The 21,459-nt window shown below is 68.2% G+C and carries 22 protein-coding genes; 13 read left to right on the top strand and 9 right to left on the bottom strand.

From position 1 onward, the window contains the following. Positions 1-36 precede the first annotated feature (36 nt). From G5B31_RS03795 to G5B31_RS03785, 3 genes are all read left to right on the top strand, one after another. Positions 37-846, top strand: a complete 810-nt coding sequence (locus G5B31_RS03795; RefSeq protein WP_165013964.1) for an ABC transporter ATP-binding protein — start codon at positions 37-39, stop codon at positions 844-846. 26 nt (positions 847-872) lie between these two features. After that, positions 873-1,730 carry an ABC transporter permease gene (locus G5B31_RS03790; RefSeq protein WP_165013962.1) on the top strand — a complete coding sequence of 286 codons (858 nt, stop codon included), beginning with the start codon at positions 873-875 and terminating at the stop codon, positions 1,728-1,730. 76 nt (positions 1,731-1,806) lie between these two features. Then, positions 1,807-2,175, top strand: a complete 369-nt coding sequence (locus tag G5B31_RS03785; protein ID WP_165013960.1) for a cupin domain-containing protein — start codon at positions 1,807-1,809, stop codon at positions 2,173-2,175. 67 nt (positions 2,176-2,242) lie between these two features. Here the strand turns inward: G5B31_RS03785 and G5B31_RS03780 are convergent, their stop codons facing one another. Next, the gene (locus G5B31_RS03780; protein WP_165013958.1) at positions 2,243-2,920 is read right to left on the bottom strand and encodes a GntR family transcriptional regulator; all 678 of its coding nucleotides are present in this window, start codon (positions 2,918-2,920) and stop codon (positions 2,243-2,245) included. A gap of 193 nt (positions 2,921-3,113) precedes the next feature. Between G5B31_RS03780 and G5B31_RS03775 the strand changes: the two genes are divergently transcribed. The 7 genes from G5B31_RS03775 (at position 3,114) to kynU (ending at position 10,239) form a co-directional block, all read left to right on the top strand. Further along, positions 3,114-4,301: an ABC transporter substrate-binding protein gene (locus tag G5B31_RS03775; protein WP_165013956.1), complete on the top strand. Its 1,188-nt coding sequence runs from the start codon at positions 3,114-3,116 to the stop codon at positions 4,299-4,301. Positions 4,302-4,379: 78 nt separating this feature from the next. Beyond that, a complete protein-coding gene (locus G5B31_RS03770; protein WP_165014780.1) occupies positions 4,380-5,186 on the top strand; it encodes an ABC transporter ATP-binding protein in 807 nt (268 codons plus the stop codon). Continuing rightward, positions 5,183-5,893: an ABC transporter ATP-binding protein gene (locus tag G5B31_RS03765; RefSeq protein WP_165013954.1), complete on the top strand. Its 711-nt coding sequence runs from the start codon at positions 5,183-5,185 to the stop codon at positions 5,891-5,893. Before G5B31_RS03770 ends, G5B31_RS03765 begins: the two co-directional genes overlap by 4 nt. Continuing rightward, on the top strand, positions 5,890-6,903 hold the full coding sequence (locus G5B31_RS03760; RefSeq protein ID WP_165013952.1) for a branched-chain amino acid ABC transporter permease: 1,014 nt from the start codon (positions 5,890-5,892) through the stop codon (positions 6,901-6,903). Before G5B31_RS03765 ends, G5B31_RS03760 begins: the two co-directional genes overlap by 4 nt. Beyond that, the gene (locus G5B31_RS03755) at positions 6,900-8,216 is read left to right on the top strand and encodes a branched-chain amino acid ABC transporter permease (RefSeq protein WP_165013950.1); all 1,317 of its coding nucleotides are present in this window, start codon (positions 6,900-6,902) and stop codon (positions 8,214-8,216) included. Before G5B31_RS03760 ends, G5B31_RS03755 begins: the two co-directional genes overlap by 4 nt. Continuing rightward, on the top strand, positions 8,213-9,025 hold the full coding sequence (locus tag G5B31_RS03750; protein ID WP_165013948.1) for an SDR family NAD(P)-dependent oxidoreductase: 813 nt from the start codon (positions 8,213-8,215) through the stop codon (positions 9,023-9,025). The genes G5B31_RS03755 and G5B31_RS03750 overlap by 4 nt, the downstream gene beginning before the upstream one ends. An 11-nt stretch (positions 9,026-9,036) precedes the next feature. Then, positions 9,037-10,239 carry a kynureninase gene (gene kynU / locus G5B31_RS03745; protein ID WP_165013946.1) on the top strand — a complete coding sequence of 401 codons (1,203 nt, stop codon included), beginning with the start codon at positions 9,037-9,039 and terminating at the stop codon, positions 10,237-10,239. Positions 10,240-10,307: 68 nt separating this feature from the next. Here the strand turns inward: kynU and G5B31_RS03740 are convergent, their stop codons facing one another. Next, positions 10,308-11,018, bottom strand: a complete 711-nt coding sequence (locus tag G5B31_RS03740) for a response regulator (RefSeq protein WP_165013944.1) — start codon at positions 11,016-11,018, stop codon at positions 10,308-10,310. A 262-nt stretch (positions 11,019-11,280) separates the two neighbouring features. Between G5B31_RS03740 and G5B31_RS03735 the strand changes: the two genes are divergently transcribed. From G5B31_RS03735 to G5B31_RS03725, 3 genes are all read left to right on the top strand, one after another. After that, a complete protein-coding gene (locus G5B31_RS03735) occupies positions 11,281-13,542 on the top strand; it encodes a FepA family TonB-dependent siderophore receptor (RefSeq protein ID WP_165013942.1) in 2,262 nt (753 codons plus the stop codon). A gap of 91 nt (positions 13,543-13,633) precedes the next feature. Beyond that, positions 13,634-14,533 carry an alpha/beta hydrolase gene (locus G5B31_RS03730; RefSeq protein WP_165013940.1) on the top strand — a complete coding sequence of 300 codons (900 nt, stop codon included), beginning with the start codon at positions 13,634-13,636 and terminating at the stop codon, positions 14,531-14,533. Between the two features lie 113 nt (positions 14,534-14,646). Beyond that, positions 14,647-15,156: a hypothetical protein gene (locus G5B31_RS03725; RefSeq protein WP_165013938.1), complete on the top strand. Its 510-nt coding sequence runs from the start codon at positions 14,647-14,649 to the stop codon at positions 15,154-15,156. Between the two features lie 27 nt (positions 15,157-15,183). Here the strand turns inward: G5B31_RS03725 and G5B31_RS03720 are convergent, their stop codons facing one another. The 7 genes from G5B31_RS03720 to G5B31_RS03690 form a co-directional block, all read right to left on the bottom strand. Continuing rightward, positions 15,184-15,486 carry an SH3 domain-containing protein gene (locus G5B31_RS03720; protein ID WP_165013936.1) on the bottom strand — a complete coding sequence of 101 codons (303 nt, stop codon included), beginning with the start codon at positions 15,484-15,486 and terminating at the stop codon, positions 15,184-15,186. 68 nt (positions 15,487-15,554) lie between these two features. Beyond that, entirely contained in the window at positions 15,555-16,388 is an 834-nt protein-coding gene (cysW, locus tag G5B31_RS03715) for a sulfate ABC transporter permease subunit CysW (protein ID WP_165013934.1), read from the bottom strand. Then, positions 16,385-17,242: a sulfate ABC transporter permease subunit CysT gene (gene cysT / locus G5B31_RS03710; RefSeq protein ID WP_165013932.1), complete on the bottom strand. Its 858-nt coding sequence runs from the start codon at positions 17,240-17,242 to the stop codon at positions 16,385-16,387. The genes cysW and cysT overlap by 4 nt, the downstream gene beginning before the upstream one ends. Next, a complete protein-coding gene (locus G5B31_RS03705; RefSeq protein ID WP_165013930.1) occupies positions 17,239-18,234 on the bottom strand; it encodes a sulfate ABC transporter substrate-binding protein in 996 nt (331 codons plus the stop codon). The genes cysT and G5B31_RS03705 overlap by 4 nt, the downstream gene beginning before the upstream one ends. After that, entirely contained in the window at positions 18,231-19,331 is a 1,101-nt protein-coding gene (locus tag G5B31_RS03700) for a sulfate/molybdate ABC transporter ATP-binding protein (RefSeq protein ID WP_165013928.1), read from the bottom strand. Before G5B31_RS03700 ends, G5B31_RS03705 begins: the two co-directional genes overlap by 4 nt. Before the next feature lie 230 nt (positions 19,332-19,561). Further along, on the bottom strand, positions 19,562-20,539 hold the full coding sequence (locus tag G5B31_RS03695; RefSeq protein ID WP_165013926.1) for a CoA ester lyase: 978 nt from the start codon (positions 20,537-20,539) through the stop codon (positions 19,562-19,564). Between the two features lie 122 nt (positions 20,540-20,661). Next, entirely contained in the window at positions 20,662-21,321 is a 660-nt protein-coding gene (locus G5B31_RS03690; protein ID WP_165013924.1) for a response regulator transcription factor, read from the bottom strand. Between the last annotated feature and the right edge of the window lie 138 nt (positions 21,322-21,459).

Below are 21,459 nucleotides of genomic sequence, written 5' to 3'. Positions count from 1 at the left end.
CGACACCAAGAACCGCTTTCCGAGGGTAGACCGCAAATGTCCGAAACGAACACGACCCCCTATTTCGAAGTGCGGGATCTGACAAAGATCTATGCCAGCGCGGACGGCCCGGTGCGTGCGCTCGACCGCGTCTCCTTCGCCCAGAACAAGGGAGAGTTCGTCTCGCTGGTCGGGCCCTCGGGATGCGGCAAGAGCACGATGATGATGATCGCCGCGGGGCTGCTGGAGCATTCCAACGGCCAGGTCGAGGTGGAGGGGCGGCCCGTCACCTCGGCCCGCAGCGACATCGGCATCGTCTTCCAGAGCCATGTCCTTCTGGACTGGCGCACGGTGCTGGGCAATGTCCTGCTGCAGGCGGAAGCCCGCGGCATGGACATGGCCCAGGCCGAGCGCCGCGCCCGGGCGCTGCTGAAATCCGTCGGGCTGGAGGGTTTCGAGAAGAAATATCCCGGTCAGCTGTCCGGCGGGATGCGCCAGCGGGTGTCGATCTGCCGGGCGCTGCTGCACGAGCCGCCGCATCTGCTGATGGACGAACCCTTCGGGGCGCTGGATGCCCTGACGCGCGACCAGCTGACGCTGGACCTGCAGCGCATGGTCGCCGAGCGGGACATGACCGTGACCTTCATCACCCATTCCATCCCCGAGGCGGTGTTCCTGTCCGACCGCGTGGTGGTGATGACCCCGCGTCCCGGCAAGATCGACAAGGTGATCGACATCGACATCCCGCGCCCGCGCCGGCTTGCAGCGCGCGGAACCGCGGAATTCGCAGAATACTGCCGCCAGATTCTCGAGGTCTTCCTGGAAAGCGGCGTGATCCGCGAGGAAGACCAGCGACTGGCAAGCTGAGGGAGACAGAAGAGACAATGACAAGCATGCCCATACCCTCGCATTCGCGCGCGCCCTCGCTGGAGGAGGTGGAGGCCCGCGTCCAAGCCGAGAACCGCGCCCGGAAGAGCAGCCAGAAACGCAACCAGATTCTGGCGCCGATCCTGCTTCTGGTCGCCATCCTGGTGATCTGGGAGGCGGCGGCGGCGATCCTCTCGATTCCGCGCTACCTGCTTCCCGCCCCGACCGAGATCGCCCGCACCATGGTGAACCGGATCGAACTGATCCTGCAGCAGAGCTGGGTCACCTCCATCGAGGTGATGCTGGGCTTCGGCATGAGCGTGGTGGTCGGCGTGCCGCTGGCCATGGGGATCGTGCGCTGGAAGGCCTTCTCGACGGCGGTCTATCCGCTGCTCGTCTCGGCCCAGACCATTCCCAAGGTCGCGGTCGCCCCGCTGTTCATCGTCTGGTTCGGCTTCGGCCTTGCCCCCAAGGTGCTGATCGCCTTCCTGATCGCCTTCTTCCCCATCGTCATCAACACGGTGATGGGCCTGCGCGCCATCGAGAAGGAAAAGATCTACCTGGCCCGCTCGCTCGGCCTCTCGGGGGTCGAGACCTTCCGGCTGATCCGCATCCCCGATGCCTTGCCCTCGATCTTCGCCGGCATGAAGATCTCGGTCACGCTGGCCGTGGTCGGCGCGGTGGTCGGCGAATTCGTCGGCGGCGATGCCGGGCTCGGCTACATGCTGCTGATCGCCAATGGCGCGCTCGATACCCCGCTGCTGTTCTGCGGCATCATCGCGCTGACCTGTCTCGGCTTCATCTTCTACTACCTGATCGAGCTTATCGAGCGCCTGGCCCTGCCGCATCTCTATTCCAAGGGCGGCGACAGTTCGGGCCACTGACCCGGCCGTATCCCGCGGCACGACTCCGGAGGTGGCGCGTCCTGCGCCATCTTCCTGCGAAATCCGGAAGAATGACATGAAGATAGAATGGAATGACCTGCCCGGCGCCGGCGGCCTGCGTGCAGGCCAGACCCGCAAGGGAATCTGCGGCGGCCTGATCTCGGCGGTGCGGATGACGGCCGCCCCCGACGTGCAGTTCGACGGCAAGACCCACTGGCACGAACAGGAGCAGATCGTCGTGGTGACCGAAGGCAATATGCGCTTCGTCATCGACGGCAGGGAATGCAGCGCAGGGCCGGGGGAGATGGTGTTCTTCCCGGCGCGCTCGCGCCATGCAGCCGTCGGCACCGGCCCGGAGGGTGCGGTCTACTACGAGATCTTCGCCCCGGCCCGCCCGGATCTCCTGCCGGGCTGGACAGGCCCCTCGCCGCTGCACTTCGACTGAGAGGGATGGCGAAGGACCTTGGCGGCGGCGGGTCGCGGGCGGCGCAGATGCCCCAGGCCAGCTTCGGCTACGCGCTGACCCGCACCGTGCCGATATGGTCCCGCATCAGCTGAACCGCGCGGTCTTCGTCGCGGTCGAGAACGGCGTCCATCAGGCGGGTGTGATGCTCGATGGCGGATGCCGCATGAAGAGTTGCCAGCAGCGCCGCATCGGTTCGCGGGTCGGAGAGCGCCGCCCGGCCCAGAACGATCAGGCGCTGGTGGCGGCGGACCTGCGCATAGAGCTGGTCGAGGAACCGGGCCAGCCAGAGACTGTTGCCGCCGCCGACAAGGGCCAGGTGGAACGCCTGATGCGCGGCCTCGAAGGTCTCGTAGTCGGCCTCGGACATGCCGGTGTGCAGGGCCGGCGCGCGCGACAGGGTGCGGTGGGCCAGAAGCACGCGCTTTTGCCAGTCGTCATCCCCCAGCCGGATCGAATCCCGCAGAAGCTGGGTCTCGATCGCCAGCCGCGTGTGCTGGATGTCCAGCAGTTCGGCATAGCTGGCACCGACCACCCGATAGCCGCGGTTGCGCGCCAGCGTGACCAGGTTCTCGCCTTCGAGCCGTGACAGCGAATCGCGCAGCGGCGTCCAGCCGAAGCCATATCGCGCGGTCAGGGTGGCGACGGTCAGCGGCTCGTCCGGGGCCAGCGCCCCCGACAGGATGTCCCGCTTCAACGTCTCATAGGCTTGATCTGTCTTGGACATTTGTCCGTGCTTTCCTGAACGGCCGCCAGTCTGGCGCGTCCTCACCAGCCGGTCAACGTGGAGCCTTCCGGATTATATAAAATATAATCTTGACGAATATCCAATGTTTATATTTTATCTATCACGCCGGGGAGACATTCGGCCGCCGACGCCCGTCGGCAGGAGCACCTGAACCCAACAGCGAGACCTCATGATGAAACACACCCTTGGACCGCTTCTTCTGGGAACGTCTCTTCTGGCTCTGCCGGCCTCGGCCGAAGAGCTGAAGATCGGCATCCTTTTCGGCTTCACCGGCCCGATCGAATCCCTGACCCCGCCGATGGCGGATGGGGCGGAGTTGGCGATGAAGGAGGTTTCGGACAGCGGATTGCTGCTGGACGGGGCGACGGTATCCTCCGTCCGGGGCGACAGCACCTGCGTGGACGCTTCGGCAGCCACCGCAGCGGCCGAGCGGCTGGTGACGGTGGACAGGATCGTGGCGCTGATCGGGGCGGATTGCTCGGGCGTGGCGACGGCGGTGCTGAACAACGTGGCGGTGCCGAACAACATCCTGATGATCTCGCCCTCGGCCACCACCCCGGCGCTGTCGTCGGACAGCGACAAGGGCCTGTTCTTCCGCACCGCGCCCTCGGATGCGCGGCAGGGCGAGCTTCTGGCCAGGGTGCTGATCGACCGCGGCATCAAGGCGGTGGCGGTGACTTATACCAACAACGATTACGGCAAGGGCTTCGCCGACAGCTTCGATGCGGCCTACAAGGCGGCGGGCGGCACGGTGACGCTGGTCGCGCCGCATGACGACGGCAAGGCGGATTACTCGGCTGAGGTCTCCGCCCTGTCGGTGGCGGGCGGCGAGGCGCTGGTGGTTCTGGGCTATTCGGACCAGGGCGGCAACGGCATCATCCGGGCCTCGCTGGACAGCGGTTCCTTCGACCGTTTCGCCGTGGGCGACGGGATGCATTCCGAGAAGCTGATGTCGGATTTCGGGCCAGACCTGCAGATCTTCGGCACCGTGCCCTGGACGGTGGGCGACGGGTCCGAGAAGTTCACGGCCTATGCCGCGGCGGCCGGAAAGAATGCCGACAGTTCCTTCGTGCGGGAATCCTATGATGCGGCGGCGCTGATCCTGCTGGCGATCCAGCAGGCGGGCGATCCGGGCAAGGCCCATGAGCATGTGATGGAGGTCGCCAACGCGCCGGGCGAGAAGATCTATCCGGGCGAGTTGGCCAAGGGCCTGCAGATCCTGAAGGACGGCGGCGATGTCGATTATGTCGGCGGCTCCGATGTCGAGATGATCGGCAACGGCGAAAGCGCGGGCAGCTACCGCGAGTTCGAGAACAAGGGCGGCAAGTTCGAGACCGTCCGGATGCTCGGCGCCGAGTGAGCAAAGCGCCGGGCCGCCCCGTGCGGCCCGGCCTTTCCCGGAGATTTCGCCATGACCCAAGTTCCGAAGCCACCGGACCTGCTGGTGGTGCAGAACCTCTGCATCTCGTTCGGCGGGCTCAAGGCTGTCGACGACATGTCGCTGACCATCCGCCGCGGCGGCATTGCCGGGCTGATCGGCCCGAACGGGGCGGGGAAATCCACGCTGTTCAACCTGATCGCCGGCTACCACCGGCCCACCTCGGGCAGGGTGTTGCTGGACGGCGAGGACATCACCGGCGAGGCGCCGCATATCCTCTTCGGCAAGGGATTGCTGCGCACCTTCCAGATCGCCCGCGAATTCTCGAAGCTGACGGTGCGCGAGAACCTGATGATGGTGCCCGCCCGGCAGACGGGCGAGACCTACATCGGCGCGCTTCTGCGCCCCGGCCGCGTGCGGGCCGAGGAGCGGGCCCTGCGCGAAAAGGCCGATGAGATTCTGGAGTTCCTGGAAATCACTCATGTCGCAGACCTGCCCGCGGGCAGCCTGTCGGGCGGGCAGAAGAAGCTCCTGGAACTGGGCCGCACGATGATGGCGGAGCCGAAGATCGTCTTCCTCGACGAGGTCGGCGCGGGGGTGAACCGCACCCTTCTCTACACCATCGCCGACGCCATCCGCCGCCTGAACCGCGAGCGCGGCTACACCTTCTGTCTGGTCGAGCATGACATGCAGTTCATTGCCGAGCTTTGCGACGACGTGACCTGCATGGCCGAGGGCCGGTTGCTGGCGCGGGGCAGCGTCGAGGACATCCTCTCGGACGAGGCGGTGATCGCCGCCTATCTGGGCAAGGGCCGGGCGGCCAAGGGCACGGGCTTGGCCGGCACCGAGGTGGAGGCGGTCACATGAGCTTCCTCCGCGCCGAAAACCTGACCGGCGGTTACGGCGGGCCGCCGATCCTGAACGGCTGCACCATCGAGGTGGACCGCGGCCGGATCGCCGTCATCGTCGGGCCGAACGGCGCGGGCAAGTCCACCGCGATGAAGGCGGTGCTGGGGATGCTGCGGCTGACTTCGGGCCGCGTGATGCTGGACGGGCGCGACATCACGGCGCTGCCCCCGCAGGCGCGGATCAGGGCGGGCATGGGCTTCGTGCCCCAGACCGAGAACGTCTTTCCCACCCTGACCGTGTTCGAGAACCTTCAGATGGGCGCCCTTCTGCGCAAGGACGCCATCGGCGACACCCTGGACGAGATCTTCGCGCTGTTCCCGATCCTGGCCGACAAGCGCCACCAGCCGGCGGGGCAGCTGTCCGGCGGGCAGCGCCAGCAGCTTGCGGTGGGACGGGCGCTGATGACCAGACCCTCGGTCCTGCTTCTGGACGAGCCTACGGCCGGCGTCAGCCCCAATGTGATGGATGAGCTGTTCGACAAGATCACCCGCATCGCCGCGCAGGGCCTTGCCGTGCTGATGGTCGAGCAGAACGCCGCCGGGGCGCTGGAGATCGCCGATACCGGCTTCGTGCTGGTGCAAGGGGCGAACCGCTTCACCGGCACCGGGAGAGAGCTTCTGGCCGATCCCGATACCCGCCGCAGTTTCCTCGGGGGGCGCGCATGACCGATATCCTGAACGGGCTGGTCCACCTGACCAGTATGCTGATCCTCCCCGGCCTCGCCTATGGCAGCCAGCTGGCGCTTGGGGCTCTTGGCGTCACGCTGATCTTCGGTGTCCTGCGCTTTTCCAGCTTTGCCCATGCCGAGGGCCTGTCGCTGGGCACCGCGCTGACCATCCTCATCACGCTCTGGCTGCAGGGCATGGGCGTCTCGCTGGGGGTCCTGCCGACCGCGCTTTTGGGAATGCTGCTCGCCATGCCGCTGCTGGCGCTGGTGTTCATCGGAACGGACCGCGCGCTTTACCGCCACTTCCGCCGCATCAATGCCCGGCCCGAGGTCTTCATGATCGTCTCGGCGGGTGTCATGCTGATCATGAACGGGGTGATCCGGCTGGTGATCGGCACGGATGGCCGGGATTTCGAGGATGGCGAGCGGTTCATCGTCACCGCCCGGGGCTTCCGCGACTGGTCGGGGCTGGCCGAGCCGCTGGTGCTGAAGACCTCGCAGATGCTGACCATCGGTCTGGCGGTGCTGGCGATGGCCTGCCTCTTCCGGTTCCTGAACCGCACCCGGGCGGGCCGGTCGATGCGCGCCTATGCCGACAACCGCAATCTGGCGCTCTTGTCCGGCGTGGACCCCGACCGGATCGTGCGGCTGACCTGGGTGCTGGTCGCGGTGCTGTCGGTGCTGGCGGGGGTGCTGTTCGGTCTCGACAAGGGCTATCGCCCCTTCGTCTACCAGCAGCTCCTGCTGCCGATGTTCGCCGCCGCCGTGGTGGGGGGCCTGGGCAGCCCGGTCGGGGCGGTCGTCGGCTCGATGATCGTGGCCTTTTCCGAACTGGCGCTGACCTTCGCCTGGAAGAAGGCCCTGACTTATCTGCTGCCGGCCGGGCTGGCTCCGGATGGAATGATGCAGCTCCTGTCCACCGAATACAAATTCGCGGTGTCCTTCCTGATCCTCGTCATCGTCCTGCTGGTGCGCCCGGCGGGCCTTTACGGAAAGGCCGCAAGATGAACCGCACCGCCCTGCTCTATGCCGCGATGGCGGCGGTTCTGCTGGCCGTCGGGCTGTTGCAAAGCTGGCAACTGGCGCTGACGATCTTCAACCTCTGCGTGATTTCCGCGGTGATGTCCCTGGGCGTCAACGTGCAGTGGGGCGTCGCCGGCATGTTCAATGTCGGCACGATGGGGTCGGCTGCGGTGGGAGGTCTTGCCGTCGTTCTGGTCTCGGCCCCGCCGGTCGGCGCTGCGTGGGAGGCGGGCGGCACAGGATTGCTCGCCGCCGGCGCGGTTCTTCTGGGAACGGCGGTAGCCGTGTCGGTGCTGTGGCGCAGGCTGTCGGGCCTGCCGGTCACCCGCGGCCTTGCCGTCACGGTGACGGCGATCGCCGGCATCCTTGTGGCGCAAGGCTGGTTCCTGCCCGCCACCGCCGCGATCGAGGCGGTGGATGCCGCCAGCGCGGGCTATCTCGGCGGCCTCGGCCTGCCGGTGGCGCTGTCCTGGGGCGTGGGCGGCCTGCTGGCCGCACTTGTGGCCTGGCCCATCGGGCGGCTGACGGCGGGCTTGCGCTCGGACTATCTGGCGGTGGCGACCTTCGGGATTTCCGAGATCATCCTCGCGGTCCTGCGCAACGAGGAATGGCTGGCCCGGGGGGTGAAGAACGTCACCGGCCTGCCGCGCCCGGTGCCCTATGAGGCCGATCTGCAATCCGCACCCTGGGCGCAGCAGATCGCCGACTGGCTGGGCTGGCCCCTGCGCGACACCGCCTCGGTTCTGGTCAAGCTGGCCTATGCCGCCTGGTTCCTCGCCGTGCTTCTGGCGATCTGGTGGGCGCTGGAGCGGCTGGCCCGCGCGCCCTGGGGCCGGATGATGCGCGCCATCCGCGACAACGAGGAAGCCGCCCGCGCCATGGGCAAGGACGTGGCGCGCCGCCATCTGCAGGCTTTCGTGCTGGGTTCGGCCATCGTCGGCATCGGTGGCGCGATGCTGGTGACGCTGGACGGCCAGTTCACCGCCGGCAGCTATCAGCCGCTGCGCTTCACTTTCCTGATCTGGGTGATGGTCATCATCGGCGGGTCGGGCAACCACAGGGGCGCCATCTTCGGCGGCTTCCTGATCTGGTTCGTCTGGGTGCAGGCCGAGACCGCGGGCCTGTGGCTGGCCGCGACCGGCGCCGCGCTGCTTTCCCCCGAGAACCCCCTCCGGCTGGCGCTGGAACAGGGCCCCGCCCAGCTGCGCTATGTGGTGATGGGGCTGATCCTTGTCCTTGTCATGCGGTTTGCCCCCCGGGGGCTGATCCCCGAAGCAACCCCCGAGGCCCCGAAATGAGCGCCGATCTGCTTGCCCCTCTCGATCTGACCGGCCGCGTGGCCCTTGTGACCGGCGGCACCGGCGGTATCGGCCGCGCAACGGTGGAGCGGCTGGCCGCCTATGGGGCCACCATGGCGCTGACCTGCGTCGAAGGCGTCGAAGACCCCGCCACCGTGGCGGCGGGTTTCGGCGGGCTGGCCGTCACGGTGCACCCCCTGGACCTGCGCGATCCGGTCTCGATCCGGCGCTGCATGGCATCGGTAACGGCGGCGCATGGCCGGATCGACATTCTGGTGAACAACGCCGCCGTCGGTTCGGCAACGGTCGCGGCTTTCTCCGACGACCCGGACATCCAGGACAGCTTGATGCTGGCGATCAACGCCGACGGCACCCTGAAGATGTGCCAGCAGTTCATGGCGCTGCCCGGCGGTCCCGGACGAAAGCTGATCAACATCAGCTCGGTCGGCGGCGGGATCACCGCCTTTCCCGGGTTCCGTCTGTCGGATGGCATGAGCAAGGCCGCCGTCGCCTTTCTGACCCGGCAACTCGCGGCCGAGGCGGTGCATGGCGAGGTCGATGTCTTCGCCATCTGCCCGGGCGCGACCAACACCCCGATGTTCCAGGCCAGCACCCTGTCGAAGCTCACGCCCGAAGCCTTGGCCGCCTTTCTCGCCCGCCTGCCGAAGGGCCGGCTGATCGAGCCGTCCGAGATCGCGGCGCTGGTGCATTTCCTGTCCGGCCCCGCCTCGCGCGCGCTGCATGGGGCGGTGCTGGACGCCTCGATGGGCCTGGGCTCGCGTCCGGGCCTGATGTCGGAATACGCCTGAGGGACGCCGCCATGACCACGGATTTCGAAGCCACCCGCCGCGCCTTCGATCTGCCCGAAGGCATCGTCTATCTGGATGGAAATTCCCTCGGTCCGCTGCCGCGCGGCGTCGCCGAAAGGCTGGGCCGGGCGGTCACCGACGAATGGGGCCGGATGCTGATCACCGGCTGGAACAAGGCAGACTGGATCAACCTGCCCCGCCGTGTCGGCGGCCGCATCGGAAAACTGGTGGGGGCGGAGCCCGGGTCCATCGTCGTCGGCGACACCCTGTCGATCAAGGTCTATCAGGCGCTGGCCTCGGCCCTGGAGATGAACCCGGGCCGCCGGGTCATCCTGTCGGACACGGGGAATTTCCCCTCCGATCTCTATATCGCCGAAGGACTGGCCCGCACGGTCGGCCGCGACGTCCGGCTGAAACTGGTTGCCCCCGAGGATCTGGCCGAAGCGCTGGACGAAACCGTCGCGGTGCTGCTGGTGACCGAGGTCGACTACCGCACCGGCCGCCGCCACGACATGCAGGCGATGATCGCGAAAGCCCAGTCGCTTGGCATCCTGACGGTCTGGGACCTGGCCCATTCCGCCGGGGCCTTCCCGGTGCATCTGGCCGCCTGCAACGCCGACTTTGCCGTGGGTTGCACCTACAAATACCTGAACTCCGGGCCCGGCGGCCCCGCCTTCATCTATGTCGCCCCCCGTCATCAGGACCGCGCGGTCCCCGCCCTGTCGGGGTGGATGGGGCATGAAGCGCCCTTTGCCTTCGATCTCGACTATCGCCCGGCACATGGCGTGGAGCGTATGCGCGTCGGCACGCCGCCGATCCTGCATCTGACCGCGCTGGATGCGGCGCTCGATGTCTGGGACAGCGTCGATCTCGACGACCTGCGCGCCCGGTCGCTGGACCTGGGCGACCTGTTCGTCGAACGGGTCGAGACGGAGTGCCCCGAGCTTGTCCTGGCGACGCCGCGCGCCCCCGGCCAGCGGGGCAGCCAGATCTCGTTCCGCCACCCCGAGGGTTACGCCATCATGCAGGCCCTGATCGCCGAGGGCGTGATCGGCGACTTCCGCGCGCCCGACATCCTCCGCTTCGGCTTCACCCCGCTCTATACAGGCCTGGAAGACGTGCGGAGGGCCGCCGATGTCCTCTGCAAGGTCATGGCGGAAAGGCTCTGGGACAGGCCGGAGTTCCGAAAACCGCAGGGCAGGATCGTGACCTGAACCGTTTCCAAGGGCATCGCGCAGCCGGATTCCATGGGTGACGAACCGTGGGGCCTGCCCGCCGCGCCTCACCCCACCCTCTCCACCGTCGTGGCCAGGCGGTAGCCGTCGCCCCATTCCGTCACGATCAGCTTCTCCGACCTCTCGCCGTCGCCGATCTTGCGGCGGAGGCGGCTGACGAGGTTGTCGGCGGCGCGGTCGTAGGCCCGCGGCTCGCGACCGCGCACGAGGTCGAGCAGGCGGGCGCGGGACAGCACCTCCCCCGGATGGCCGAGCAGCGCGGTCAGCAGGCGGTTCTCGCCGGTGGTCAGCGGCAGATCGCGCCCGTCGGCCAGGGTCAGGCGCTGCCGGTCGGCGTCGTGCACCATGCCGGCGAAGCGGCGGGCGCCGGTGGTGGCGGGGGCGGCCGGCGGGGCGCGGCGCAGCACCGCGCGGATGCGCGCCAGCAGTTCCCGCGGGCTGAAGGGCTTCGCCAGATAGTCGTCGGCGCCGCTGTCCAGCCCGGCGATCCGGTCCTCCTCATCGGTGCGGGCGGAAAGCAGGATCACCGGCATCCGCCGCCGCACCAGCGCCCGGAAGAGGGCGGGGCCCTCCTCTCCGGGCAGGGCGGGGTCCAGGAGGACGAGATGGACCGCCGTCCGGGCCGGCGCCCGCTGCGCCTCGGCGGCGGTGGCGGCCAGCCGGACGCGCAGCCCCTGCCGGCGCAGGAACAGCCCCAGCGGCTCGCGGATGTCGCGGGCGCCGTCGACGACAAGGATCTGCGGGAAGGGCGGGGGCATCGGCCGGACAACGGATCGGGAGCCGGCACATGCCGGTCCGGGGTGGCGGTTCTGCCTGGCGGTCCGTCGCTCGGTCCTGTCGCCCGCGGGCAACAGGGCGATGCTAAATCATCGCCGGCAGGGACGGAACACCGCTTCGCGACAAATTGCGACAAAAAACCTAAGGCATCCGCATTGCAATCCGTGCCGGATCGCAGTTGACCGCCCGAGACGCCAGCCCTGCGCCCGCCGAAGTCCCATCGCTTCAGCAGGAGTATCCCGGATGCTGCGCCCCGCCTCTCGCCTTGCCTCGGGCACGGCCCTGTCGTTCCTGATGTCCTTCGGCCTTCTGTCCGTGCCGGCCCTGGCGCAGACCGCCGAGGAGGAGGACGGAACCTTCCTCGGCACCATCGTCATTTCCGCCGAGGAGCAGATCAAGCAGGCGCTGGGCGTGTCGCAGATCAGCGAAGAGGACATGAAGAAGACCCCGGTGGTCAACGACGTGGCCGAGATCATCCGCAAGATGCCGGGCGTCAACCTGACCGGCACCACCTCGACCGGCCAGCGCGGCAACAACCGCCAGATCGACATCCGCGGCATGGGGCCGGAGAACACGCTGATCCTGATCGACGGCAAGCCGGTGGCCTCGCGCAACTCGGTCAAGATGGGCCGGGGCGGCGAGCGCGACACCCGCGGCGATTCCAACTGGGTCCCGGCCGAGATGATCGAGCGGATCGAGGTCATCCGCGGGCCGGCGGCGGCGCGCTACGGCTCGGGTGCGGCGGGCGGCGTGGTCAACATCATCACCAAGCGGCCCGAGACGATGACGGGCCAGGTCGGCCTGTCGTGGAACATTCCCGACGGCGACGACGAGGGCGGCACCAAGCGGGCGAACTTCATGTTCGCCACGCCGCTGACCGAAAGGCTCAGCTTCCGCATCTACGGCAACTACAACAAGTCCGAGCCCGACGCGCTGGACATCAACGACGAGGCCGAGGCCGGGACGGGCGGCACCACCCCGCTGGCCGGGCGCGAGGGGGTGGAGAACAAGGACATCAATGCGCTCCTGTCGTGGCGGATCGCCGAGAATCACGAGCTGGACTTCGAGCTGGGCTTCTCGCGGCAGGGCAACATCTACGCCGGCGACACCCAGCTGGGCGGCATCGGCACGATCCCGGCCTCGCTCTGGGGCGAGGAAACCAACCGGCTGTATCGCCGCACCTTCGCGCTGACCCACCGCGGCGAATACGGCTTCGGCGAATCCTACAGCTACCTGCAGTTCGAGCAGACCGACAACACCAGGCTGTGCGAGGGCGCCGCCGGCGGCGGCGAGGGCGCGATCACCAACTGCGTCGACACCGACGGCGACGGCACCAACGATGCGCCGGGGTTCAAGACCATCGAGCTGCTGAACGTCAGCGCCAAGACCGAATGGATCCTGCCGCTGATGCTGGGCGGCAAGAACTCGGCCCTGACGCTGGGCGCCGAATACCGCGGCGAGTTCATGGACGACCCGGTGTCGATCGGCACCACGGTTCCCCCGGTGATCTCCGACCCCGACATCGTCAACGATCCCAGCCTGCGCGATCCGAAGACCGACCAGCAGATGCTGGGCCTCTATGCCGAGGCGAACATCGAATGGTCCGAGGCGCTGACCCTGACCCCGGGGCTGCGCTACGACTACAGCGACGACTTCGGCTCCAACCTGTCGCCCAGCCTGAACGCGGAATACGTCTTCAACGAGAACTGGACGATGAAGGCCGGGGTGGCGCGGGCCTTCAAGGCGCCGAACCTGTTCCAGCTGAACCCGGGCTACGTCTACACCACCCGGGGCAACGGCTGCCCCGTGGTGGACGGCGTGCGGCTTTCCGGGCCCTGCTTCGTGATCGGCAACCCCGACCTCGACGCCGAGATCAGCGTCAACACCGAGATCGGCATCGCCTATCGTGACGACGAGGACCTGAACGTCTCGTTCACCTGGTTCCACAACGACTACAAGAACAAGATCCAGTCGGGCCAGATCCAGGAGAACCCCGGCGCCACCGCCAACCGCCTGTTCCGCTGGGAGAACACCGGCCCCGCGGTGATCGAGGGGATCGAGGGCAACTTCAGCCGGCCCCTGGGCGAGCAGTTCGCGCTGAACGCCAACTTCACCTACATGCTGGAGTCCGAGATCAAGGCCACCCGCCAGCCGCTCAGCCTGGTGCCGGACTACACCATCAACGCCTCGCTGGACTGGCAGGCGCGCGACGACCTGCTGTTCACCCTGTCGGCCACCCATTACGGCCCGATCCCGGTGAACATGGTCAGCAGCATCACCAACGACGACCTGACCGACGGCGGCACCGTCACGCTGAACGAGCGCGGCTCCTACACGCTGTTCAACGTCAACATGAAATGGGACGTGAACGACAGCGTCTATGTCACCGCGGGGGTCAGCAACCTGTTCGACAAGCAGCTGTTCCGCACCGACACCAGCGGCGGCGGCAACACCTACAACGAACCGGGCCGGGCCATCTATGTCGGCGTGAACACGACGTTCTGACCGGGCCGCCTGCCCGCCGCCGCCCGTGTCCCCCTCGGACCGGGCGGCGTCCTTCCTTCACGCGGGACAGACCCCCGCCCAGGATGCACCGATGACACCGATACACCGCCGCACCCTGCTTTCCGCCCTGCCGGCCTTCTGCCTGACCCCTGCCTTCGCGCAGGAGACCTCGCGCCGGCGCGGCGGCAAGGTGCCGGACTACCGCATCTTCGAGGCGCCGCCGGCGACCCATGCGCTTTCCCGCCACGACATCGCGGTCGAGGGGCAGGGCTACCGCCTGTTCCTCGCCGTCCCGACCGCCGATCCGCCGGCCGGGGGCTGGCCGTCGCTGTGGATGCTGGACGGCAACGCGGCCTTCGACCGGCTTGCCGCCGGGGATCTGGCCGCGCACAGCGGGCTTGCCGTCATCGGCATCGGCTATCCGGTGGAGCAGTCCTTCGACACCACCGCCCGGGCGCTGGACTATACCCCGACCAGCCTGACGCCCGACCCCGAGGGGGGCAGGGGCCGCAAGACCGGCGGCGCCGACGCCTTCCGCGCCCGGCTGACCGGCCCCCTGCGCGAGGCGGTGGCCGGGCGGGTCCGGCTCGACCCGGCGCGGCGGGTGCTCTGGGGCCATTCCTACGGCGGGCTGTTCACCCTGCACTGCCTGCTGTCCGACCCCGGGGCCTTCGCCGGCTGGGTGGCCGCCAGTCCCTCCAGCGGCTTCGGCGGCGGCGCCCTGCGCAACATGCTGGCCGGGGCGCCGCAGCTGCCGCCGGGCCGCATCGCCCCGCTGCGGATCCTGCTGGGCGACAGCGAGCACCGCCGGGGAACCGAAGCGCCGAAGGCGCCGCGGCCCTCGCCGGAAACCCTTGCGCTGGCGGACCTGCTCGGCCAGCGCGCGGACCTGGATGTCCGGGTGACGGTGCTGGAAGGACTGGGCCACGGCCAGACCTTCACCGCCTCCTTCGCGCAGGCCCTGGACCTGGCCGCCGGGCTCCGGGCCTGACGCCCGCCGGCGCTTTGCCGCCGCTGCGGCGCCTGCGTCTTGTGCCGGGCGGTGCAGGCGCATACCTCGGGGCCGCGACCTGACGGCAGCAAGAACAAGACCAAAGGCAGGCCATGCGTTATCTTCTGATCTTCTACGCCGAACATATCGGGCAATGGCGGTTCCTCGACACCGCGCAGCTGGGCCGCGCCCGCCTGCATTGCCCGGAGGACCTGCCGGAGGTGCTCAACCAGACGCCGGAGGTGACGCTGGGCTGGATGCTGGGGCAGCGCGACTTCGGCGGGTTCCAGCGGCAGGCCGGCACGGAAGGGGCGGAATGGGTCCGGGTTTATCGGCTCGGGGCCGACCGGACGGTTCTCGGCCAGGACCGGGACTACCAAGGCGCCTGGTTGGAGATGTTCATGCAGGAAAACGCGCCCATCGGCTGGATTCCGGCGCGCCGATCCGCCCAAGCCGCCGGAAGCGCCGCGCAGGACCTGCTGCGGTCGCGCGCCGAGGATCCGCTGCGCGCCGAGGCCGAGGCCTGCCGGCAGACCATGGGCCAGATGCGCGCGCGCCAGCAGGCGCAACGCGGCCCGCGCCGGCAGGACCCGCCGATGGCGCGGCCGCGCGAGAAGGCGTGACGCCCGGTTGCGGGCAGTCCGCCCGCCTCACATCTTCCGCAGATAGGCGCTGGAGACATATCCCTTCAGCGCCCGCGCCTGCTTCAGCGACACCTTGCACCAGCTGGTGCTGCCCGCGCGTTCGCAGCTCTGGACCCAGAGGACGGTGCCGTTCGGCAGGCCGACGATGACGCGGTAGCCGACGCCGGGGCCGGCGCGCATCTTCAGCATGTCGTCAGCCTCGACGCCGCTCACCTCGTAATAGCCCCGGGGCTCGGCCTGCGCGGGGGACACCGCCGAAAGCGGGCCGAGCGCCAGGGCGGCGCATGTGGAGAAGATGGTCTTGCGCATCGGTTCATCCGCTTTTCTGCTTTCGCCTCGGCCGGCAATTTAGGCCGGTCGGGGCGCCGCAAGCAACCTCAACCCCGCGTCCCCTCCAGCCGGACCTTCAGCACCAGCACCACCAGCGCGATCAGCGTCAGGGTGCTGGCGGCGGCGAAGGCGCCGGTGACGTTCAGGTCGTGGAACAGCAGCTCGATCTGCAGGGGCAGGGTGTTGGTCTGGCCGCGGATGTTGCCCGAGACCACGGTGACCCCGCCGAATTCGCCGATGGCGCGGGCGCCGCAGAGGACGGCGCCGTAAAGCAGCGCCCAGCGGATGTTGGGCAGCGTCACCCGGCGGAACACCTGCCAGCCGCTGGCCCCCAGCGTCAGCGCGGCCTGCTCCTGCTCGGACCCCTGCGCCTGCATCAGCGGCAACACCTCGCGCATCACGAAGGGAGAGGTCACGAACATGGTGACCAGCACGATGCCGGGCAGCGCGAACAGGATCTTGATGTCATGCGCGATCAGCCAGGGTCCCAGCAGGCCCTGCCTTCCGTAGAGCAGCAGGTAGCAGATGCCGGCGATGATCGGAGAGATCGAGAAGGGAATCTCGATCAGCACCAGCAGCGCCTTGCGGCCGGGGAAGCTGAAGCGCGCGATCAGCCAGGCGGCAGCGATGCCGAAGGCGATGTTGACCGGCACCACGATCACCGCCACCACCGCGGTCAGCCAGACCGCGTGCAGGGTGTCCGGCTGCAGGATGTTGGCGGCATAGAGCCGCCAGCCCTCGGCCAGGGCGCGGTGGAAGATGTAGATCATCGGCACCACGATGAAGACCGCGGTCAGCGCCAGCGCCGCGCCGATCAGCAGCCGCGGCACCAGCCGGCTTTCCTTGGGGGCCAGCGCGCCCGGGGTCTGGTCCGGGGTCATGGCGCCCGCCCCCGGTGCCGCGTCGCCAGCGCCTGCAGCAGGCCCGACACCGCCAAGAGCGCCAGCGCGATCAGCAGAAGCACCAGTGCGATCACCGCGGCGCCGTTGTAGTCGTATTCCTCCAGCCGGATCACCGCCAGTAGCGAGGCGATCTCGGTCTTCATCGGCAGGTTGCCGGCGATGAAGACGATGGCGCCGAACTCGCCCAGGCAGCGGGCCAGCGACAGGGTGGTGCCCACCACCAGCGCCGGCAGGATCGCCGGCAGCACCACGCGGACGAAGCAGGTGAAGGGCCCGGCGCCCAGCGTGCGGGCCGCCTGCTCGTATTGCGGGTCCAGGTCCTCCAGCACCGGCTGCACGGTGCGGATCACGAAGGGGATCGAGGTGAAGGACATGGCGATGGCCACGCCCCAGATGGTGAAGACCACCGGCAGGCCCATCGGCTCCAGCACCGCGCCATACCAGCCGTTGGCCGAGAACAGCGCCGAAAGCGTCAGCCCCGCCACCGCGGTCGGCAGGGCGAAGGGGATGTCGACCAGCGCGTCCAGGAGCCGCCGGCCGGGAAAGTCGTAGCGCACCAGCACCCAGGCCATCAGCAGGCCGTAAAGCGCGTTGAAGATGGTCGCCATCGTGGCGGCCAGCAGGGTCAGCTTCAGCGCCGCGAAGGTGCGGGGCGCGGTGGCGATGGCCCAGAACCGGGCCGGGCCGATCTCGGCCCCCTTCAGCACCAACGCCACGGTCGGCAGCAGCACGACGATGCCGAGGAAGGCCAGCGTCACGCCCATGGTCAGGCCGAAGCCGGGCAGGACCCGCTTCGGGCGGACACCCCAAGCGGGAAGGGGCAGGGTGGTCATTGGTTGACGAAGACGGTGTCGAGGATGCCGCCCTCGGCGAAATGCTCGGCCTTGATCTTGTCCCAGCCGCCGAACACCTCGTCGACGTTCACCAGCTTCACCTCGGGGAAATTGGCGGCGAACTCGGCCTGCGCGGCCTCGTCATGCACCCGGTAGAAATGCGCGGCCAGGATCTTCTGGCCCTCGGGCGCGTAGAGGAAGTCGAGATAGGCCTTCGACACTTCCTCGGTGCCCTTCTGCGCGGCATTGCCGGTGACGATGGCCACCGGGAATTCCGAGTAGAGCGACAGCGAGGGCGTCACCCGCACGAAGCCCTTGTCGGCATATTCCCTGGCGATGCCGCCGGTTTCCGCCTCGAAGGTGATCAGCACGTCGCCGATCTCCTTCTCGGCGAAGGTGACGGTGGCGGCGCGGCCGCCCTGGTCGAAGACCGGGACGTTGGCGAAGAGCTTGCGCACGAAGTCCTGCGCCGCGGCCTGGTCGCCGCCGTTCTGGTCCAGCGCATAGGCATAGGCGGCCAGATAAGTGTAGCGCGCATTGCCGCTGGTCTTCGGATTCGGGAAGATGACCTGCACGCCTTCCTTCACCAGATCGTCCCAGTCCTCGATCCCCTTCGGGTTGTCCTTGCGGACCAGGAAGGCGGGCAGCGAGTAATAGGGCGAGGCGGCGTTGGGGAAGGCGTCGCGCCAGTCGGCATCGACCAGCCCGCCTTCGGCCAGCACGTCGATGTCGGTCACCTGGTTGAAGGTCACCACATCGGCGGGCAGCCCTTCCAGGATGGCGCGGGCCTGTTTCGACGATCCGCCATGCGACTGGTCGATGGTCACGTCTCGGCCGGTCTCGACCTTCCACTTCTCGGCGAAGACCGGGTTGATGGCCTCGAACAGCTCGCGCGCCACGTCGTAGGAGACGTTGAGGATGCTGTCCTGCGCCAATGCTGGGGTGGTCAGGCCGAAGGCCAGCGCGACGGCGGCCAGGAGATTGCGTTTCACGGGGTCGACTCCTTGAATCTGGGATTGTCGGCGGCTGCGGGAAGGGTTTGTGCCCCCGGGCCGCCGGGGAAGATCTGCCCCGCTTCGGGGCGCAGGCGAAGGGTCTGGCCGACCGTCAGCGCAGCGGCGCTGCGGCGGGCGACCTCGGCCTCGGGCCGACAGTCGGCGGGGCCTTCCATCACCAGCCGGTGGGTGGCGCCGGTGGTGGTCAGCGCGGTCAGCCGGAAGGGGCTGGCCGGGTCGGGGATCGGGGTGATGTCGGCGGGGCGCAGGAACAGCGTCGCCGGCCCGTCCGCCATCGCCCGCCGGGGCAGGGCACTGGTGTCCAGCCCCGGCGCCTCGGCCCGGCCCTGGCGCAGGGTGACGGGGATCTCCACCGTCAGGCCCAGGAAGCGCGCCACGAAGGGGGTGGCGGGGTGGTCGTAGATCTCGTCCGGCCGCCCGGTCTGCTCGATCCGGCCGGCGCCCATGACGACCACGCGGTCGGCCAGCTCGAAGGCCTCTTCCTGGTCGTGGGTGACGAAGATCGTCGTGGTGCCGGTGGCGTCGTGCACCCCGCGCAGCCAGCGCCGCAGATCGCGCCGCACCTGCGCGTCCAGCGCGCCGAAGGGTTCGTCCAAGAGCAGCACCGGCGGCGAGATCGCCAGCGCCCGGCCGAGCGCCACCCGCTGCCGCTGGCCGCCGGACAACTCGGCCGGGTAGCGGTCGGCCAGCGCCGGGATCTGCAGGAAATGCAGCAGTTCCTCCACCCGCGCGGCGATCTGCGCCTTGCCGGGCCGCTGCGCGCGGGGCATCACCGTCAGGCCGAAGGCGATGTTGTCGCGCACCTTCAGATGCGGGAACAGCGCGTAATGCTGGAAGACGAAGCCGGTCCGCCGCTCCTGCGCGGTCTTCGGCAGCCAGTCCTCGCCCTGCACCGACAGGCCGCCGGCATCGGGCCAGTCCAGCCCGGCGATGATCTTTAGCAGCGTGGTCTTGCCGCTGCCCGAGGGGCCGAGAAGGGCGATCAGCTCTCCCTCGCCGATGGTCAGGTCGATGCCCCGCAGGACGTCGACGGGGCCGAAGCGGCGGGTCATGTTCGAGATCTGGAGTGTCATGCCGTCCCCTTCCGCGCCGGGGGACCCTATCGGCAGCGCTCCTCCGGCCGCAAGGAAAGGGGATGGGCGTTTTTCGGGCGAACGGGAGAATAATATTCTCCTGTCGGGCCGGAATTTCGCGGCGTTCTGCTATGTGCAGGCCGCGCCGCGCCGAAGGGCTGCCGGGCCGGAGCGAATCCGGCCCATGCGACGGTGGCCTTAGAAGCTGTCTCGACGCCTTGTCTGGGCCGTCACTCCCCGGCGATCTGCCTGGCCTTTTCCACCAGCACCTCGGCCTGGCGGATCGAGGCGTAGTCGATCAGCCGCCCGTCCAGCGACACCGCGCCCTTGCCCTGCGCGGCGGCCTCGGCCATCGCCTCCAGGATGCGCTTCGCGCGGGTGACTTCCTTCTCGGACGGGCTCATCACCTCGTTGGCCAGCGCGATCTGGCTGGGGTGGATCGCCCATTTGCCCTCGCAGCCCAGAACCGCGGCGCGGCGGGCGGCGGCGCGGTAGCCGTCGGCATCCTGGAAGTCGCCGAAGGGGCCGTCGACCGGGCGCAGCCCGTTCGCCCGCGCCGCCACCACCATCCGCGCCAGCGCGTAATGCCACATGTCGCCCCAATGCACCGCGCGCGAGCCGTCTTCCAGCGGATCGGTCAGCACGGCGTAATCCGGATTCACCCCGCCGATGATCGTGGTGCGGGCGCGGGTGGAGGCGGCATAATCCGCCACGCCGAAATGCAGGCTTTCGTTCCGTTTCGACGCCGCGGCAATGTCCGAGACATTCTGCATTCCAAGCGCAGTTTCGATGATATGCTCGAATCCGATGCGCTTCTTATATCCTTTCGCATCCTCGATCTGGGTCACCATCATATCCACCGCATAGACATCCGCGGCGGTGCCGACTTTCGGAATCATGATCAGGTCCAGCCGTTCGCCGGCCTGTTCGACCACGTCCACCACGTCGCGATACATGTAGTGGGTGTCCAGCCCGTTGATCCGCACCGACATGGTCTTCTTGCCCCAGTCGATCTCGTTCAGCGCCTTGATGATGTTCTTGCGCGCCTGCGCCTTGTCGTCCGGGGCGACGGCATCCTCCAGGTCGAGGAAGATCACGTCCGCTTCGGATTTCGCTGCTTTTTCAAACATCTGGACCGATGTTCCCGGAACGGCAAGTTCCGAGCGGTTCAGACGGGCGGGGGCCTGTTCGACGGTGTGGAAGCTCATGGGGCGAATCCTTCGCGGCTGGGGTGCATCGACGGGCAGCAGAGAAGGACGATCCGGCGGGGGTCTGTCAAGTAATAAAATTTCACCGTCAGGGGCTGTCGCGGAAGATCGTTAGGCGCCCCTCAGCCCTTGGGCTGCGCCTCCAGCGCCAGCCGCGAGGAGAAATAGAAGGAAATCGCCTGGGCGCGATTCCGGACCCCGAGTTTCTCGTAGAGATTGGACAGGTGGAACTTCACCGTATTGTCGGAGATTTCGAAATCCCGCGCCAGTTCCTTGTTGGAATGCCCCTTGGACAATGCCTCCAGCAAGGCCCGCTCCCGCCGGGTCAATTGCGAGATCGGATCGGATTGCAAATCCCGCAGGTCGAGAAACGGGAATACCATCTGCCCCCCCGCCACGGCGAGACAGGTTTCCAGCAATTGCTCGGTCGGCGTGGTGCGGGCGACGAAGCCCGCCGCCCCGGCCAGCATCGCCAGCCGCGCCACCTCGCCGCCCGCATCGTCGCCGTAGACCACGATCCGCGGCGCGCCGGGCTGGTCGCGCAGCACCTCGATCAGCTTCTGCCCGCCGAGCAGCGGCAGCCGCCAGTCGATCACCGCCACCTTGACCGGCACCCGGATCACCGCGCCCAGGAACCCCTCGGCGGTGGAGGAGGTGGCAACCAGAGAGAATCGGGGATCGCGGTCGAACAGTTCGGACAGGGCCTGCAAGACCAGCGGATTGCTGTCTGCCAGCGACAGGTCGATGGGGCGGTTCGGCTGCGCAAGTTTTTGATCCGACATGATTTTCTCCAAAAACCTACCCATTCGGGTTGGGTATCCCGGTGTATACCACCGTATCCCAACCTGATTGGGTAGGAAAATACCCATACTTATGGAAACCCGAAAGCAGGAGTAACGCAGGTTGTGCCCTCGGAGCAA

Origin of the sequence: Rhodobacter sp. SGA-6-6, assembly GCF_011043545.1 — a bacterium.
Classification (GTDB): Bacteria; Pseudomonadota; Alphaproteobacteria; order Rhodobacterales; family Rhodobacteraceae; genus Pseudogemmobacter.
This window is presented reverse-complemented; position numbering and strand designations above follow the sequence as displayed.

Excerpts from the sequence above, each read along its gene's own strand:
- G5B31_RS03795 (WP_165013964.1), top strand. The coding sequence starts at position 37 with ATGTCCGAAACGAACACGACCCCCTATTTCGAAGTGCGGGATCTGACA.
- G5B31_RS03790 (WP_165013962.1), top strand. The coding sequence starts at position 873 with ATGCCCATACCCTCGCATTCGCGCGCGCCCTCGCTGGAGGAGGTGGAG.
- G5B31_RS03785 (WP_165013960.1), top strand. The coding sequence starts at position 1,807 with ATGAAGATAGAATGGAATGACCTGCCCGGCGCCGGCGGCCTGCGTGCA.
- G5B31_RS03780 (WP_165013958.1), bottom strand. The coding sequence starts at position 2,920 with ATGTCCAAGACAGATCAAGCCTATGAGACGTTGAAGCGGGACATCCTG.
- G5B31_RS03775 (WP_165013956.1), top strand. The coding sequence starts at position 3,114 with ATGAAACACACCCTTGGACCGCTTCTTCTGGGAACGTCTCTTCTGGCT.
- G5B31_RS03765 (WP_165013954.1), top strand. The coding sequence starts at position 5,183 with ATGAGCTTCCTCCGCGCCGAAAACCTGACCGGCGGTTACGGCGGGCCG.
- G5B31_RS03760 (WP_165013952.1), top strand. The coding sequence starts at position 5,890 with ATGACCGATATCCTGAACGGGCTGGTCCACCTGACCAGTATGCTGATC.
- G5B31_RS03755 (WP_165013950.1), top strand. The coding sequence starts at position 6,900 with ATGAACCGCACCGCCCTGCTCTATGCCGCGATGGCGGCGGTTCTGCTG.
- G5B31_RS03750 (WP_165013948.1), top strand. The coding sequence starts at position 8,213 with ATGAGCGCCGATCTGCTTGCCCCTCTCGATCTGACCGGCCGCGTGGCC.
- kynU (WP_165013946.1), top strand. The coding sequence starts at position 9,037 with ATGACCACGGATTTCGAAGCCACCCGCCGCGCCTTCGATCTGCCCGAA.
- G5B31_RS03740 (WP_165013944.1), bottom strand. The coding sequence starts at position 11,018 with ATGCCCCCGCCCTTCCCGCAGATCCTTGTCGTCGACGGCGCCCGCGAC.
- G5B31_RS03735 (WP_165013942.1), top strand. The coding sequence starts at position 11,281 with ATGCTGCGCCCCGCCTCTCGCCTTGCCTCGGGCACGGCCCTGTCGTTC.
- G5B31_RS03730 (WP_165013940.1), top strand. The coding sequence starts at position 13,634 with ATGACACCGATACACCGCCGCACCCTGCTTTCCGCCCTGCCGGCCTTC.
- G5B31_RS03725 (WP_165013938.1), top strand. The coding sequence starts at position 14,647 with ATGCGTTATCTTCTGATCTTCTACGCCGAACATATCGGGCAATGGCGG.
- G5B31_RS03720 (WP_165013936.1), bottom strand. The coding sequence starts at position 15,486 with ATGCGCAAGACCATCTTCTCCACATGCGCCGCCCTGGCGCTCGGCCCG.
- cysW (WP_165013934.1), bottom strand. The coding sequence starts at position 16,388 with ATGACCCCGGACCAGACCCCGGGCGCGCTGGCCCCCAAGGAAAGCCGG.
- cysT (WP_165013932.1), bottom strand. The coding sequence starts at position 17,242 with ATGACCACCCTGCCCCTTCCCGCTTGGGGTGTCCGCCCGAAGCGGGTC.
- G5B31_RS03700 (WP_165013928.1), bottom strand. The coding sequence starts at position 19,331 with ATGACACTCCAGATCTCGAACATGACCCGCCGCTTCGGCCCCGTCGAC.
- G5B31_RS03695 (WP_165013926.1), bottom strand. The coding sequence starts at position 20,539 with ATGAGCTTCCACACCGTCGAACAGGCCCCCGCCCGTCTGAACCGCTCG.
- G5B31_RS03690 (WP_165013924.1), bottom strand. The coding sequence starts at position 21,321 with ATGTCGGATCAAAAACTTGCGCAGCCGAACCGCCCCATCGACCTGTCG.